General features: G+C 72.0%; 15 protein-coding genes and 1 pseudogene. 6 read left to right on the top strand and 10 right to left on the bottom strand.

Annotated elements, in window-relative coordinates:
* Positions 1–2: 2 nt before the first annotated feature.
* Together GNZ18_RS04070 and GNZ18_RS04075 are read right to left on the bottom strand one after the other, a co-directional pair.
* A complete protein-coding gene (locus tag GNZ18_RS04070; RefSeq protein WP_156214656.1) occupies positions 3–593 on the bottom strand; it encodes an acyl-CoA-like ligand-binding transcription factor in 591 nt (196 codons plus the stop codon).
* Between the two features lie 13 nt (positions 594–606).
* On the bottom strand, positions 607–2,754 hold the full coding sequence (locus tag GNZ18_RS04075) for an MMPL family transporter (RefSeq protein WP_156214657.1): 2,148 nt from the start codon (positions 2,752–2,754) through the stop codon (positions 607–609).
* Positions 2,755–2,898: 144 nt separating this feature from the next.
* Between GNZ18_RS04075 and GNZ18_RS04080 the strand changes: the two genes are divergently transcribed.
* On the top strand, positions 2,899–4,401 hold the full coding sequence (locus GNZ18_RS04080) for an alpha/beta fold hydrolase (RefSeq protein WP_173390634.1): 1,503 nt from the start codon (positions 2,899–2,901) through the stop codon (positions 4,399–4,401).
* A 46-nt stretch (positions 4,402–4,447) separates the two neighbouring features.
* On the opposite strand, the gene GNZ18_RS04085 is transcribed toward GNZ18_RS04080, so the two are convergent.
* The 6 genes from GNZ18_RS04085 to GNZ18_RS04110 all read right to left on the bottom strand — a co-directional run bounded on the left by GNZ18_RS04085 (position 4,448) and on the right by GNZ18_RS04110 (position 8,757).
* The gene (locus GNZ18_RS04085; protein ID WP_156214659.1) at positions 4,448–5,272 is read right to left on the bottom strand and encodes an alpha/beta fold hydrolase; all 825 of its coding nucleotides are present in this window, start codon (positions 5,270–5,272) and stop codon (positions 4,448–4,450) included.
* A gap of 73 nt (positions 5,273–5,345) precedes the next feature.
* Entirely contained in the window at positions 5,346–5,888 is a 543-nt protein-coding gene (locus GNZ18_RS04090; RefSeq protein ID WP_246249349.1) for a GNAT family N-acetyltransferase, read from the bottom strand.
* Positions 5,889–6,028: 140 nt separating this feature from the next.
* Entirely contained in the window at positions 6,029–6,796 is a 768-nt protein-coding gene (locus tag GNZ18_RS04095) for a group II truncated hemoglobin (RefSeq protein ID WP_156214661.1), read from the bottom strand.
* A gap of 86 nt (positions 6,797–6,882) precedes the next feature.
* Positions 6,883–7,389, bottom strand: coding sequence for a copper resistance CopC family protein (locus GNZ18_RS04100; protein ID WP_156214662.1), 507 nt, complete (start codon positions 7,387–7,389; stop codon positions 6,883–6,885).
* Positions 7,386–8,120, bottom strand: coding sequence for a YcnI family copper-binding membrane protein (locus GNZ18_RS04105; protein ID WP_156214663.1), 735 nt, complete (start codon positions 8,118–8,120; stop codon positions 7,386–7,388). Before GNZ18_RS04105 ends, GNZ18_RS04100 begins: the two co-directional genes overlap by 4 nt.
* Positions 8,121–8,187: 67 nt before the next feature.
* A complete protein-coding gene (locus tag GNZ18_RS04110; RefSeq protein ID WP_156214664.1) occupies positions 8,188–8,757 on the bottom strand; it encodes an MFS transporter in 570 nt (189 codons plus the stop codon).
* Positions 8,758–8,976: 219 nt separating this feature from the next.
* On the opposite strand from GNZ18_RS04110, the gene GNZ18_RS40710 reads away from it, so the two are divergent.
* Positions 8,977–9,129 carry a hypothetical protein gene (locus GNZ18_RS40710; RefSeq protein ID WP_173390635.1) on the top strand — a complete coding sequence of 51 codons (153 nt, stop codon included), beginning with the start codon at positions 8,977–8,979 and terminating at the stop codon, positions 9,127–9,129.
* A 93-nt stretch (positions 9,130–9,222) separates the two neighbouring features.
* Complete coding sequence (locus GNZ18_RS04115) at positions 9,223–9,822, top strand: superoxide dismutase (RefSeq protein ID WP_156214665.1); 600 nt, start codon at positions 9,223–9,225, stop codon at positions 9,820–9,822.
* A gap of 157 nt (positions 9,823–9,979) precedes the next feature.
* Here GNZ18_RS04115 and GNZ18_RS04120 read toward each other — a convergent pair whose 3' ends face one another.
* Entirely contained in the window at positions 9,980–10,246 is a 267-nt protein-coding gene (locus GNZ18_RS04120; RefSeq protein ID WP_156214666.1) for a hypothetical protein, read from the bottom strand.
* 331 nt (positions 10,247–10,577) lie between these two features.
* Here GNZ18_RS04120 and GNZ18_RS44000 point away from each other — a divergent pair.
* Together GNZ18_RS44000 and GNZ18_RS04125 are read left to right on the top strand one after the other, a co-directional pair.
* Positions 10,578–10,775 (top strand): annotated as a pseudogene (locus tag GNZ18_RS44000) (GntR family transcriptional regulator); the annotation flags it as partial.
* Positions 10,776–10,793: 18 nt separating this feature from the next.
* Positions 10,794–11,342, top strand: coding sequence for a UTRA domain-containing protein (locus GNZ18_RS04125; RefSeq protein ID WP_242882412.1), 549 nt, complete (start codon positions 10,794–10,796; stop codon positions 11,340–11,342).
* Between the two features lie 145 nt (positions 11,343–11,487).
* Here GNZ18_RS04125 and GNZ18_RS04130 read toward each other — a convergent pair whose 3' ends face one another.
* The gene (locus GNZ18_RS04130; RefSeq protein ID WP_156214668.1) at positions 11,488–12,918 is read right to left on the bottom strand and encodes an amino acid permease; all 1,431 of its coding nucleotides are present in this window, start codon (positions 12,916–12,918) and stop codon (positions 11,488–11,490) included.
* Between the two features lie 149 nt (positions 12,919–13,067).
* Here GNZ18_RS04130 and GNZ18_RS04135 point away from each other — a divergent pair, with 149 nt between their 5' ends.
* Positions 13,068–13,604 carry a carboxymuconolactone decarboxylase family protein gene (locus GNZ18_RS04135; RefSeq protein WP_214615955.1) on the top strand — a complete coding sequence of 179 codons (537 nt, stop codon included), beginning with the start codon at positions 13,068–13,070 and terminating at the stop codon, positions 13,602–13,604.
* The last annotated feature ends 7 nt before the right edge of the window (positions 13,605–13,611 follow it).

A 13,611-nucleotide genomic window follows, 5' to 3' on the forward strand; every position in this document is an offset into this window, starting at 1 on the left:
GCTCAGAGCGCGGGGCCGGTCTCCAGGGTCGCCAGGGCCGCGTCCAGGGACTCGGGCAGGTTCAGCGCCGGGTCCTCGGCCCAGCGGATCATCAGGTCGAGCATGATGCCGAAGGCCGCGCCGGTGAGGGTGCGGACGGCGGCGTCGTCCGGCGGGCGCCCGGCGCGCTCGGCGAGGATCACGGCCACGTTGCGCATGGTGTCGGCGAAGTTGCCGAAGGCGGCGCCGCGCAGCGCGGGGACCGAGAGGATCAGGATCGCCCGCTCGCGCCCGGCGGCGAGGTCCTCGGGCGAGAACGCGCCGAGGACCTCGCGCATGGCCGCGCGCAGCGCCTCGACGGCGGTCATCCCGGCGGGCCGCGTGCGGAGCGACTCGTAGAACACCGGATCGGTGTCGTCGGTGATGACCAGGTCCTCTTTTGACGGGAAGTAGCGGAAGACGGTGGTGTGCGCGACCTCCGCCGCCTGCGCGACCTGCTCCACGGTCGTGGCCTCGTAGCCGCGCTCGCGGAACAGCCGCAGCGCGTGCCTCTGGATCGCGGCGCGCGTCCTGGCCTTCTTCAACTCCCGCAGGCCGGTGGACCTCTCCCCCATCACCCCGCCTTTCCTAGCCCGCCTCGGAGCCTACTGTCAGGCGCTCGCCCTCCACGTCCACGCTGGGCAGGACGCGGGCCAGGCGCGGCGGGAGCCACCAGCCCGCCCGTCCGAGCAGCGCCATCACGGCGGGCACGAGCGTCAGCCGCACGACGAACGCGTCGAAGAACACGGCGGCGGCGAGCGCGAAGCCGAACGACTGGACCATCGGGGTGTCCGACAGCAGGAACCCGGAGAACACGCTGATCATGATGATCGCGGCGGCGGTGACGACGCGCGCGCCGTGCGCGACGCCGGTGACGGCGGCCCGCGTGGGCTCGGCGCCGCCGACGTGCTCCTCGCGCATCCGGGTGACGAGGAAGACCTGGTAGTCCATCGCGAGCCCGAACACCATCCCGATCATCATGACCGGCAGCAGGTTGACGATGAGCCCGGACGCCTGCAAACCGAGCGGGGCGTCCAGCCAGCCCCACTGGAACACCGCGACGACCGCGCCGAACGTCGCCGCGACGCTGAGCAGGAACCCGGCGGTCGCGGTGAGCGGCACGAGCAGCGAGCGGAACACGACGAGCAGGAGCAGGAACGCGAGGCCGACGACGACCGCCAGGTAGGGCGGGAGCGCCCCGGCGAGCTTCGCGGAGGTGTCGATGTCGAGGGCGGTCTGGCCGGTGACCGCGATCGCGGTCCCGTCGCGGTCGCGGATCCGCTCGGCGCGGTCGCGGATCGCGGTGATGAGGTCGACGGTCGCCTCGTCCGCCGGGCCGGTCTTCGGCACGACGGCGACCAGGGCCGTGTCGCCGCCCTTGTCCACCCCGGCCGGTTCGGCCATGGCGACGCCGTCCAGCCGCGCGAACTCGGTCGCGACGCCCTTCGCCGCCGCCGCCGTGTCGCGCGGGGACTGCACCACCAGGGTCAGGGGGCCGTTGAAGCCGGGGCCGAAGCCGTCCGCGAGCAGGTCGTAGGCGGCGCGTTGCGTCGTCCCGGACGGGGCGGTGCCGTCGTCGGGGAACCCGAGCCGCAGGTCCAGCGCGGGGATCGCGGCGAGGAGGAGCCCCAGGACGCCGGTGAGCAGGATCGGCAGCGGGTGCGCGGTGACGAAGCGCCCCCAGCGCAGGCCCGCCGCCGCCTCCTTCGGGGTCCTGGCGCGGGTCGTCAGGGCCCGGCGGCCCGCGATGGCGAGCAGGGCGGGCAGCAGCGTGAGCGCCACGGCGACGGCCACGGCGACGGTGAAGGCGGCGGCGAGCCCGATCTGGGTGAGCACCGGGATGTCCACGACCGCGAGCCCGGCCAGCGCGATGATCACGGTGAGGCCCGCGAACACGACGGCGGACCCGGCGGTGCCGACGGCGTGCGCCGCCGCGTCCCGCGGGGAGCGCCCGCCGCCGGACGGCGCGGCCTCGTGCCGGTAGCGGGAGATGATGAACAGCGCGTAGTCGATCGCGACCGCGAGGCCGAGCATCAGCGCGAGCGCCTGGGTGTCGGAGGTCATCTCGACGAAGGCGGTCGCGGTGCCGATCGACGACAGCCCGATGCCGATCCCGGCGACGGCCGTGAGCAGCGGCAGCCCGGCGGCCACCAGCGACCCGAGCGTGACGATCAGCACCAGCGCGGCGACGGCGACGCCGATCAGCTCCCCGGCGCCCTGCCCGGGACGCGCGACCGCGTCGCCGCCCATCTCCACGCGCAGCCCCGCGGCTTCGGCGGGCGCGGCGGCGGCGCGCAGGGCTTCGCGGTCGGCGGCCTTCATCTCGGCGGACGGGACGCGGTAGCCGACCTCCGCCAGCGCGATCCGGCCGTCCTTGGACACGGTCCGGCCGGAGTAGGGGTCGGTGGCGGAGGCGACCTGCGGGGCGGCCCTGAGCTTCGCGACGGCCTGCTCGACGGCGGCTCGCGCGCGGGGCTCGGTGACCGTGCGGCCGCCCGGCGCGGCGAACACGACGCGCGCGGTCGCGCCGCCGGTCGCGGCCTCCGGGAAGCGGCCCTTGATCAGGTCGTTCGCGCGCTGCGCCTCGGTGCCCGGGACGGTGAAGGTGTCGGGCGCGGGCTCCGACAGCGTCGCCGCGCCGAGCCCCGCCGCCACGAGGAGGGCCAGCCAGACCGTCAGCACCGTCCAGCGCCGCCGGAAGCAGAACCGGCCGAGCCGGGAGAGGGCCACCGCCATGACGGATGCTCCTTTTCGCTAGTGAGATAGCAAATAGTATTCCACTAGCGTTTTATGTCAACGGCGGCTCCCTCTGCGGTAGCGGGTGCGGACTACCCGGGGCGGGCGATGCGCGTCCGGCCGCCCGGCGGTGACCATCGGGGGATGAGGAAGATCTTGAGGAGGATCGGCGTGCCGGCGGCCGTGTGCGCGGTCGTCGCGGGCGGCGTCGCGGCCGTGCCGGGGGCCGCCGACGCGGGCGTCCGCGACGACTGCGTCGCGGTGCCGGGCGCCGAGTGCGGAACGCTGCGGGTGCCGCTGGTGCGGTCGCGTCCCGAGCTGGGACGGACGACCGTCGCCTACGCGGTGATCCGGCATCGCGACACGTCCCGTCCGGCGAAGGGGACCTTCACCGTCAACCCGGGCGGGCCCGGCGACTCCGCCCTCGCCTACGCCCCGATGTACGCCCAGGCGTTCGCGGGCCTGCTGCGCGACCACGACCTGCTGCTGGTCGAGCCGCGCGGGGTCGGCCGCTCCGACTCGCTCGACTGCGGCTTCGGCGGGATGCCCGCGACCCGCGACGGGTTCGTCCGCGCGATCGGCGCCTGCGGGACGGCCCTCGGAGCGCGCGCCGACGGCTACACCTCCGCCGAGACCGCCGACGACATCGACGCCGTCCGGGCGAGGCTGGGCGTCGACCGGCTGGACCTGCTCGGCGAGTCCTACGGCACCTACCTGATGACGGTCTACGCCCAGCGGCACTCGAAGCGGGTGCGGTCGATCGTGCTGTCCAGCGCGTATCCGATCGGCTTCGACATGTGGGCGCGTCCCAACGCCCGCGCCGCGCGCCGCACGATCGGCCTGCTGTGCGAGCGGAGCGGCGGCGCCTGCGACGGGCGCGCCGTCCTGCGCGACATCGACCGGCTCTCGGACCGGCTGGCCGAGCGGCCCGTCCCCTACACGACGCCGGACGGCGCACGGCGCGTCGTCGATGACACCGCGCTGGCCGCGATCGTCTACAGCGGCGGGACGGAGGGCTCCGCCGAGACGATCGGGAACCTCCCGTACGCGGTCGGAGCGGCGCTGCGCGGCGACAACGCCCCGCTGGTCGAGGCCGCCCGCGAGGCCGAGCCGATGAGCGGATCGTCCGCGCGCCGCGCCCCGGGCGCGGAGGAGGAGAGGTTCAACACGGCGCACGCCGCGGCCGTGATGTGCAACGACTACCCGACGCTGTGGGACCGCGCCGCGCCGGTCGGGACCCGCCTGCGGCAGTACGCGGCCGGACGCGCCGCCCTGCCGGACGAGGAGTTCTGGCCGTTCGGCAAGACGGCCTGGACGAGCGCGATCGAGGACCGGGGGAACACCTGCGTCCGCTGGCCCGGCCGGACGCCCGCCACCCGGCCCGTGCGCGGCCGGCTGCCCGACGTCCCGGTCCTGGTCGTGTCGGGCGACCTGGACCCCAACACCCCGACCGAGGAGGGACGGCTCGCCGCGCGCCAGTTCCGCCGCGCGTCCGTCCTGGAGGTGCCGAACACCGGTCACGTCGCCGAGGGGGAGCCGACCGGCTGTGTCGCCGGTATCGAATCCGCCTTCCTGCGCGACCTGGAGGTCGGCGACACGGCGTGCCTGGCGAAGATCCCGCCCGTCGAGGTGCGGACCGCCGCCTGACCCCGGTGCCGGGCCGGCGGGACCTGTTCCCGCCGGCCCGGCGGCGTCAGCTCTTGAGGAACTCCAGCAGGTCGGAGTTGAACCGCTCCTTGTCGCCGGGCACCATCCCGATGCCGTGCGAGCCGCCCTCGTACACCTTCAGGGTCGCGTCGGAGATCAGCTCCGCCGCCTTGCGGCCGGTGGCCTCCAGCGGGACGATCCGATCGTCGTCGCCGTGCACCACCAGCGTCGGGACGTCGAACCTGCGCAGATCGTCATGGAAGTCGGTCCGCGCGAAGGCGTCCACGCACTTCAGGCCCGCCTGGAGGTTCTCGTGCATGGCCATGAACCAGAAGGCGTCACGGTTGCCCTGCGTCGCCTTGCCGCCGGGATCGGCGCTGAAGAACGCCTCCGAGGCGTCTCGCCAGTATTGCGAGCGCTCGCTGAGGAGACCCTTCTTGATCTCCTCGAACGCCTGCGCGGGGACGCCCTCGGGGTTGTCGGGCCCCTGGAGCATCAGCGGCGTGATCGCCGACAGCAGCACCGCCTGGCGGACGCGGCCGGTGCCGTGCCGCCCGACGTACCGGGCGAGTTCGCCACCGCCCATCGAGTGCCCGACGAGCGTGACGTCGCGCAGGTCGAGGGTTTCGAGCAGGGCGGAGAGGTCGTTGGCGAACGTGTCGAAGTCGTAGCCGTCGAACGGCTGACTCGACCGGCCGTGCCCCCTCCGGTCGTGGGCGACGCCGCGGAACCCGTTCTCGGCCACGTGCCGCATCTGGTCGTCCCAGGCGTCGGAGTTCAGCGGCCACCCGTGGATGAACACCACGGGGCGCCCCGTCCCCCAGTCCTTGTAGTAGATCTGTTCGTCATCGTGCGTTCTCACATAGCCCATGGCGGTGCGGTACCCACGCTGAACAGCGAAAACATAGGAGGGCCCCGGCGCGGGCCGCGCCGGGGCCGGGCGGTCAGGTGGTGTACCGGACGGTCTCGGCGTCGCCGTCCACGTCGCCGTCCACGTCGCCTTCCACACGGCGCAGTCCCGCGTTCTCCAGCACGCGGACCGACGCCGGGTTGGACGTCTCGGCCGACGCCGTGACCCTGTCCACGCCGGGCGCGGTCAGGGCGAACGCGACGAGGGCGCGGGCCGCCTCGGTGGCGTAGCCGCGGCCCCGCCGGGACGGGACGACGCCGTAGCCGAACTCGACGGCGCCTCCGGCGGGCGGCCAGAAGAGCCCGGCGGAGCCGACGACGAGGCCGGTCGCGCGTTCGACGATCTGGCGCTGGCCGTACTCGCCGAACGCGGACGGCGTCTCGGCGACGAGGCCCGCTATGACGCGGTCGCCGTCGGCGGGGAAGTCGCCGGCCCAGTGGGCGAGCCGGGCGCCGCCGGTGACGGCGGACACCTCTTCGGACGTCCACGCGCGCAGCGCGAGCCGGGCGGTGCACAGTTCGATGGTGGTCAGGCCCGGAAAGGGCTGGTCTGGAAAGGGCTGGTCTGGAACGGACAAGCGAAGCTCCTGGTCGTATCGGACGACCGGGCCGCGCTCAGTCCCGCGCGGCCCGGGTGAGGGCATGCCGACGAAGCCCGGCGCGGGCCATATTCATCAACCCCCTCGTCCCAGGAGCGGACAGCGACCAGGAGACTGTGTCACGGCTTGGGGATGTACGGCGGAGCCACGCCCCAGTCCCAGTGCGGCATCGGGGCCTGGAGCGGCGGCCTGGCGTCGGGTTGGGAGTTCTCGACGGCGATCCGCGTGCCCCACTCGATGTAGCCGGTGAACGCGGCGCGGAACTCGGGGTCGGAGGGCAGGCCGACCTCGTCCGCGGCGTCCATGAGCAGGCTCACCCAGCGGCGCCGCTGCGGCTCGGTGATGGCCCGGCCGAGGTGCTGCCGCACCATGTGGGCGTAGCCGCCGCGCTCACCGCTGTAGCGCTCGGGACCGCGGAAGACCTCGGCCAGCCACAGCGCGACGTAGTGCGGATGCCCGGCGTCCATGTGGGCGAACAGCGGGCCGATCACGTCGTCCTCGACGACCCGCGCGTAGAAGACCTCGGTGAGCCGCTCGAACGCCTCGGCGCCGCCCGCCCACTCGTACAGGGTCGGGACGGACGAGCCGGTGCCGCGCACACCCGTCCGCTCGTAGTGCCGCATCTCCTCGATCCGCTTCACGTAGGGCTTGATCGCGGAGAAGAACGCGGGGAAGTGCTCGCCGCCGCGGAAGCCCTCCATGTGGTCCTCGGCGGACGTCCAGCGGATGCGCAGGACGTAGGACGCGGGCTCGTCGACGCACCGCGACAGCTCGTAGTCCACGCACTGCGGCGCGGCCGACAGCTCGACGGCGGCCTCGGCGTAGGCGGCCTCGAACGCCTCCGCCTCCCCGGGGTCGATCCGGTAGCGGACATATTCGACGATCATCGCGGCTCCCCCTGGCGTCCGGTCGGGTGACCAACGTAGCGTAATGGACGTAACGGTGTAATCACCCGACCGGAGGCCCGGGTAGGTCACCCCCGGGCGCGCCTGGCCCAGACGACGCCGCCGCCCGCGAGCGCGACCAGCAGCGCGCCGAGCCCGATCCACAGCCAGCCGAACGAGCCGCCCGAGCCGTCCTCGGGCTCCGGCGTCGCCACCCCGGCGGCCGAGACGCCGCCGCCCGCGCCCTGCACCGTGAACCTGAACGTGCCCGTGACGGGGTGGCCGTCCGACGCGACGACGCGCCACCCGACCGTGTACCGCCCGCCCGGCAGGCTCTCGGTGACCGGCACGGTGACCGTGTTGTCGACCGCCTCCGCCTTGCCCGCCGCGTGCCGCGTGCCCGCGCCGTCGGTCAGCACGATCTGCGGCACCATCACCGGGTCGGCGTAGGTCAGGACGATCTTGGACGGCGCGGCCCCGGTCGAGTTCGGCGCCGGGGTCGCCGACCTCAGCGTCGTGTGCGCCGACGCCGGGGCGGCGCCGAGCGCCGTCACCAGCCCGGCGGCGGCCGCCGCCGCCGCGACCCGCGCGATCATGCCCGGCTCCGCGCGCGGGACAGGCCGTACCCGCCGACGCCGAGCCCGATCACGCCGACCGCGACGCCGATGCCGCCGAGCACCCGCGCGGTGCCGTCGCTCGCGTCCTCCTCGGCGGGCGCCGCGGCGGCGGGCTTCACCTGGGCGGTCGGCCCGGTCGCGGCGGCCTGCGCGGCGCCCTTCGGCGTCAGCTTCAACTCCGGCGCCGGGTGCTCGGGCTCGTTCTGCCCGTCGCCCGGGTCCTGGTCCCACTTGACGACCTCGCCGCCCGTGTAGGTCTGCTCGGCCTTGAAGAGCATCCGGGTGGCGTTCGAGGGCAGCGGGCCCATCGACACGTCGAACTCCTGGAACTGCCCGGCGTCGATCTTGCCGCCGCTCCAGGTGATCCGCGAGACGGCCTCGGTGAGCTTGGACCCCTCCATCTCCACGGGGGTCTTGAGCTTGGACTTCTCCACCTTCACCGTCCAGCCGGGGACGGGTCGGACCGACACGAACGCGACCGGCGTGTCGGTCGGCAGGTCCACCTGGACCTTGGTGGTCGAGGCGTCGTCGCGCTCGTTCGGCACCCGGAAGGAGACCTTGGTGAACCCGCCCTGCTCGGCGGTCCCGGGGTTCACGGTGACATGGGCGGACGCGGCGGTGGCGAGCCCGAAGACCGACAGCGCGGCCAGGGCGCCGACCGTCGACAGGCGGCGGGCTGAGACGGTGGGCAGAGCGAAGACAGCAGGCATGGTCGTTTTCCGTTCGAGACGCAGGTGAAAGAGCCGGACGCGCGCCGCGTCCGGTGGCGTGTGGCGCTCAGCCCCAGGCGAGCGCCCTCGAACGGTCCGGCGGCCCGCGCCGGAAGACCTGGTGCCGCAGCACCTCGCCGATCGACGCGACGGCGTCCGCCGCCACGACCCTGATACGGACGACCGGCGCGACCGGTTCGACCACGAGCAGCCTCGGCAGCGGGACCGGCCGCTCGGCCAGCCGCCGCGCCAGCGACCACGCCGCCCGCTCGCCCCGCCGCAGCCACAGCGCCGCGAGGACGGCGGCGGCGACGTGCGCGAGCGTCATCGACACACCCGACCCGCGCGCCGCCGGATGCGCATCCGAGGCGTGGTGGATCATGGGCTGGGTCGCGGCGCCGAACAGCGTGTGCAGCGCGAACTGCCCGCCGAGGAGCCCGCCCAGGAGCGTCGCGAGCGACCGCTCATGCCCGGCGAGGGTCAGCGATACACCCAATACAGCGGCGAACCCGGTCAGCACCGCCCACGCGGGCACCACGTCCCGGGACGAGAGGGAGTGCCCCACCGCCGCCAGCGTCACGCAGACGGTGGCGAACACCGTCGAGCGCGCCGTGCGGAGCAGTGGTTGCGGGAGCACCGACCCATCGTCCCACCCGCGGCGCCGGATGTGGAGGCGCCCTTTGGAAGAAGCCGGGACACGCCCAACATCTGGGGCCCACCAAAGTCCGCTCGCCTACATGTAGGGTTTGAGGCCCGTGCTGGACCGCCCCCGCCGCATTCGGCGGGGGCGATGTGTTCAGAACTTTCCAGGCAGGGCATCCGTTGAACGGACAAGGCCAGGCCGAGGAGGCTGAACGTGGCATCTGCCATCGACCGCATCAGACGATTCATCAACAGCCCCCAGGGACGCAAGGCGCGCGCACGAGCCGAACGCGCCGCGAGGGACCCGCGCACGCAGGCGAAGGTGCGCGGCCTCCTCGCACGGGTGCGCGGCGGCCGCCGCCACTGACCACTCCGGAGCCCGGCCCCGACGGGGCCGGGCTCCGCCGCGTCCGGGGGTGCGAGTTAGACGTACCTGCAAGTCATTTGCAATAGTGGCGGTATGGCTGACTACACGCTTCCCGACCTTCCCTACGACTACGCGGCCCTGGAACCGGCGATCACCGGCGAGATCCTGGAGCTGCACCACTCCAAGCACCACGCCGCCTACGTCAAGGGCGCCAACGACACGCTGGAGAAGCTCGCCGAGGCACGCGACAAGGAGCAGTACGGCGGCCTGGTCGGCCTGGAGAAGACGTTCGCGTTCAACCTGTCCGGGCACGTCCTGCACTCGATCTTCTGGGACAACCTCTCCCCGGACGGCGGCGACCGCCCCGACGGCGAGCTGGCCGCCGCGATCGACGAGCACTTCGGCTCGTTCGAGGCGTTCCAGAAGCAGCTGTCGAGCGCCACGTCCCTGGTGCAGGGCTCGGGCTGGGGCATCCTCGCCTGGGAGCCCCTCAGCCGCCGCCTGGTCGTCGAGCAGGTCTACGACCACCACGGCAACGTCGGCCTGAACACCACCCCGCTGCTGGTCTTCGACGCCTGGGAGCACGCCTACTACCTCCAGTACCGCAACGTGCGCCCCGACTACGTCCAGAAGCTCTGGTCCCTCGTCAACTGGACCGACGTCAAGACCCGATTCGACAACGCCCGCGCCTGACCCCCGAAGACCACGGCGCCCTCTAGGCCGGGATCGTGCTCAGAACCTTTCCCTCGCGTCCTAGAGGGCGCCGTGCCCTTTTCTCCACGCCCACTGTCGGCGTTGTGCCTTTCCCCGCGCCCCTTGTAGGCGTCGCGCCTTTCCCCCGGTCGCCGGGTCACATGCGGGGGTTGACGACCCTGCTGATCGCCCTCGCCGCCTCCCGCGCGTCGCCGCCGCCCGCGATGTCCTCGCCCCAGGACCAGACGCCCCGGACCCCTCCGCCGCCGTCGAGGCGGCGGGTGCGGACGGTCTCGGCGAACCGGCCGCCGCTCTCGCCCACGACGTGGAGGAAGGGCGCCCCGGTTCCGAACGGCTGCCTGATCGAGGTCTTGAACCCGCCGGCCGCGTCGAGCACCTCGACCACGGCCCGGAGCCAGCTCACCTCGACGTCGTACGGCTGCGCCTCGGCCGACTGCGGAGTTTGTTGGGACGTGGGGGAATAGTTGTGATTGGTGATTCGTGGGGGGATTTCTCCGCTTTTGGACTGGTCTAACGTCATCGGAAACTCCGGGTCCGGGGGGATTCTGGTGGGGATCTTCGTTGGTGTGCTTCACTGCTTAAACGTTCGTTGTCTCGCTCAGAGTGCTGGACCCCGGACGGACTGGTCAACCAACCATGTCGGAAGCGGCATGAGCTTCAATCAGTTCGGCCACTGAGTGATTGTTCGGCGCAACTGATCGGGGAAGTTGCCGAAGAGTGGAGGAAGCACGCGCATGGCGGGTCTGAGTGCCAACGACATCGCGGCAGTCCTGCGAGATCGGATTCTCAGAGAGAACTCGCCGTACCCCCGGGGCTCGGATTTCCCCAGCCAGCGCGCGCTCGCGGCCGAGTTCGGCGTGAGCGACAGTACGATCAACCGCGCGCTTCAAGGACTGCGCAGGCAGGGCTTGCTCAGCTTGGGCCAAGGACGAAAGACGAAGGTGACCCACATGCCCCAGATCACCAGGGACGCACGCGATCGATACAACGAGGCGAAACGCGTCGAGGATCGCGGCGGGTTCGCCGCCGAGGTGCGCCGTCAGGGAATGACGCCGCGCTCGGAGACCAGCGTGCGCCGGGAGGTGCCGCCGGCCAGGATCGCCGAGTTCCTCGGCATCGACCAGGACGCCCAGGTCCTGGTCCGCGACCGCGACATGTACGCCGACGACACCCTCGTGCAGAAGGCGCCGTCCTACATTCCCGGCGAGATCGCGTTCGGCACGCGGCTGGAGGACCTCACCCAGCCGACCGGCGGCATGCTCACCACGATGAAGGACCTCGGGCACGAGGAGGTCTACGCCGACGAGTACCTGACGCTGTCCCGGCCTCCGACGGGCGGTGAGCAGGAATTCTTCGACATCCAGGACGACCAGCCGGTCTTCGAGCTCTACCACGTCGCCATCGACGTGAACGGTCGCGCGGTCGAGGTCTCCTGGCATCGCGGGCCGGTGCATCTGTGGGGCGAGTTCGTCTACCGCGTCCAGATCAAGAGGTCGTAGCCGGTCGCCGCGGCCCCAGCGGGAAACGTATCCCTGGGGCCGCCGCCACCGATGCGCCGTGCTCGGTCCGAAGCCGTTCCCGACCGCTTCGAATCATGCGGTCATTTGCGTCGGTGTTCGATTCCTTCGATGCCGACTTCCTCCGTCAACGGGACGCGTCCTCGGCGTTCAGGTGCGACCTGAAGCGGCTGTAGGCGAAGTAGACGAGGCAGCCGAGGGCGAACCACACCGCGAAGCGCACCCAGGTTTCCCACTGGAGGAAGGTGATCAGCCAGATCGAGAAGACGACGCCGATGACGGGCACGACCGGCATGCCGGGGGTGCGGAACTCGCGGGGCAGGTCGGGGCGCTTGTAACGCAGGACGATCACGGCGATGCAGACGACGATGAAGGCCAGCAGAATGCCGATGTTGGTGAGCTCGGCCGCTTCCGCGATGGGCAGGAATCCGGCGATGACCGCCGATCCGGCGCCGAGGATCCAGGTGATGCGGGTCGGGACGTGGCGGGTCGCGTGGGTCTTGGCGAACCAGGCGGGGAGCAGGCCGTCGCGGCTCATCGAGAACCAGACGCGGGTGGCGCCCATCATGAACGTGAACAGGACCGTCAGCACGCCGAGGATCGCGCCGACCGCGATGACGGCGCCGAGCGCGTCCATGCCGACGGAGTCGAAGGCGGAGGAGAACGCCGCGTTCGGGTCGATGTCGCGGTAGTCGACCATGCCGGTGAGGACCAGGCAGGCCAGGACGTACAGGACCATCGAGATCGCGAGCGAGTAGATGATCGCCTTCGGCATGTGCTTGCGGGCCTCCTGCGACTCCTCGGCGGCGGTCGACATCGCGTCGTAGCCGAAGACGGCGAAGAAGACGGTCGCGGCCCCGGTGAAGGCCCCCGACCAGCCGAAGGGCAGGAACGGCGAGTAGTTCCCGCTGTGGATCTTGAAGACGCCGACGACGATGACCAGCAGGACGATGCCGACCTTGAGGTAGACCAGCGCGGTCTCGAACCGGGCGGCGTTCTTCATGCCGAGGTTGAGGATCCAGGCGATCAGCAGGCAGAGCAGGGCGGCGAACAGGTTGACCTTGTAGCTGCCGTCCGCGACGCCCTTGGGTTCGGTGCCGGGCGCGCCGACCATCCACAGCGGCAGGTCGATGTCCAGGAAGCCGAGCAGGTCGTTGAAGTAGCCGGAGATGCCGATCGCGACCACCGCCACGATCGCGGTGTACTCCAGCAGCAGGTCCCAGCCGATCGCCCAGCCGGTGAACTCGCCGAGCACCGCGTACCCGTAGGTGTAGGCGGACCCGGCGCGCGGGATGAGCCCGGCGAACTCCGCGTAGGAGAACGCCGCCGCCGCACTCGCGATGCCGGCGACGAGGAACGAGATCAGGACGCCGGGTCCGGCCTTCTCGTTCGCGACCGCGCCGGCCAGCGAGAAGATCCCGGCGCCGATGATCCCGCCGACGCCGATCGCGGTGAGCTGCCACAGCCCCAGCGTCCGGGTGAGGCCGGAGGGGGCGTGTTCGTCGTCGATCTGCTCGATGGGTTTGCGGCGGAGCATCCCGTCCAACACCGAGGCCATCCGTCTACCTCCCGACGTCTCCCGCGCCAGTGCGGGCCACCGTGACTCTGCCGAGGAATCCCTGACCGGACAAGGCCATCTAGATCACGATTCAGGCAAGTCGGCCCGTCCGCCCCCATCCTGTGTGTATCGACACCCAGGAGGAACCCGTGCCGCACATCGCCCTCGGAAACGACGCCCCGGGCATCCTGTCGCTGTTCGCCTACCGTCCCGAGACCGCGCGACCGATGAACGAGCTGGCCGAGATCCTGCTGCGGGGGCCGAGCACGCTGACGCGCGGCGCGCGCGAGCTGATCGCGGCCTATGTGTCCTCCCTCAACGACTGCGACTTCTGCGCGTCGTCGCATTCGGCGTTCGCGGCGGCGCAGCTTCCCGAGGGCATGGAGCTGGTCGACCGTGTCCGCGCCGATCTGGAGGGCGCGCCGATCCCCGAGAAGCTGCGGGCGCTGCTGCGGGTGGCCGGAGCGGTCCAGGCGAGCGGGCAGGACGTCCGTCCGGAGGACATCGCGGCGGCGCGGGCCGCCGGGGCGACCGATCTGGAACTGCACGACACCGTCCTGATAGCGGCGGCGTTCTGCATGTTCAACCGGTATGTGGACGGGCTCGCGACCACCGTCCCCGACAATCCGGCCGACTACGAGGCCGTCGCCAAGGTGATCGTCGAAGGGGGCTACCAGGCCCTGTGAGCCGGGA

The organism is Actinomadura litoris, from assembly GCF_009733595.1.
In the GTDB taxonomy this organism is placed as follows: domain Bacteria; phylum Actinomycetota; class Actinomycetes; order Streptosporangiales; family Streptosporangiaceae; genus Spirillospora; species Spirillospora litoris.

Bases quoted from the DNA above. Each gene is read 5' to 3' on its own strand.
- GNZ18_RS04070 (WP_156214656.1), bottom strand. From the start codon at position 593: ATGGGGGAGAGGTCCACCGGCCTGCGGGAGTTGAAGAAGGCCAGGACG.
- GNZ18_RS04085 (WP_156214659.1), bottom strand. From the start codon at position 5,272: ATGGGCTATGTGAGAACGCACGATGACGAACAGATCTACTACAAGGAC.
- GNZ18_RS04080 (WP_173390634.1), top strand. From the start codon at position 2,899: ATGAGGAAGATCTTGAGGAGGATCGGCGTGCCGGCGGCCGTGTGCGCG.
- GNZ18_RS04115 (WP_156214665.1), top strand. From the start codon at position 9,223: ATGGCTGACTACACGCTTCCCGACCTTCCCTACGACTACGCGGCCCTG.
- GNZ18_RS04095 (WP_156214661.1), bottom strand. From the start codon at position 6,796: ATGATCGTCGAATATGTCCGCTACCGGATCGACCCCGGGGAGGCGGAG.
- GNZ18_RS04125 (WP_242882412.1), top strand. From the start codon at position 10,794: ATGCCCCAGATCACCAGGGACGCACGCGATCGATACAACGAGGCGAAA.
- GNZ18_RS04075 (WP_156214657.1), bottom strand. From the start codon at position 2,754: ATGGCGGTGGCCCTCTCCCGGCTCGGCCGGTTCTGCTTCCGGCGGCGC.
- GNZ18_RS04130 (WP_156214668.1), bottom strand. From the start codon at position 12,918: ATGGCCTCGGTGTTGGACGGGATGCTCCGCCGCAAACCCATCGAGCAG.
- GNZ18_RS04100 (WP_156214662.1), bottom strand. From the start codon at position 7,389: ATGATCGCGCGGGTCGCGGCGGCGGCGGCCGCCGCCGGGCTGGTGACG.
- GNZ18_RS04105 (WP_156214663.1), bottom strand. From the start codon at position 8,120: ATGCCTGCTGTCTTCGCTCTGCCCACCGTCTCAGCCCGCCGCCTGTCG.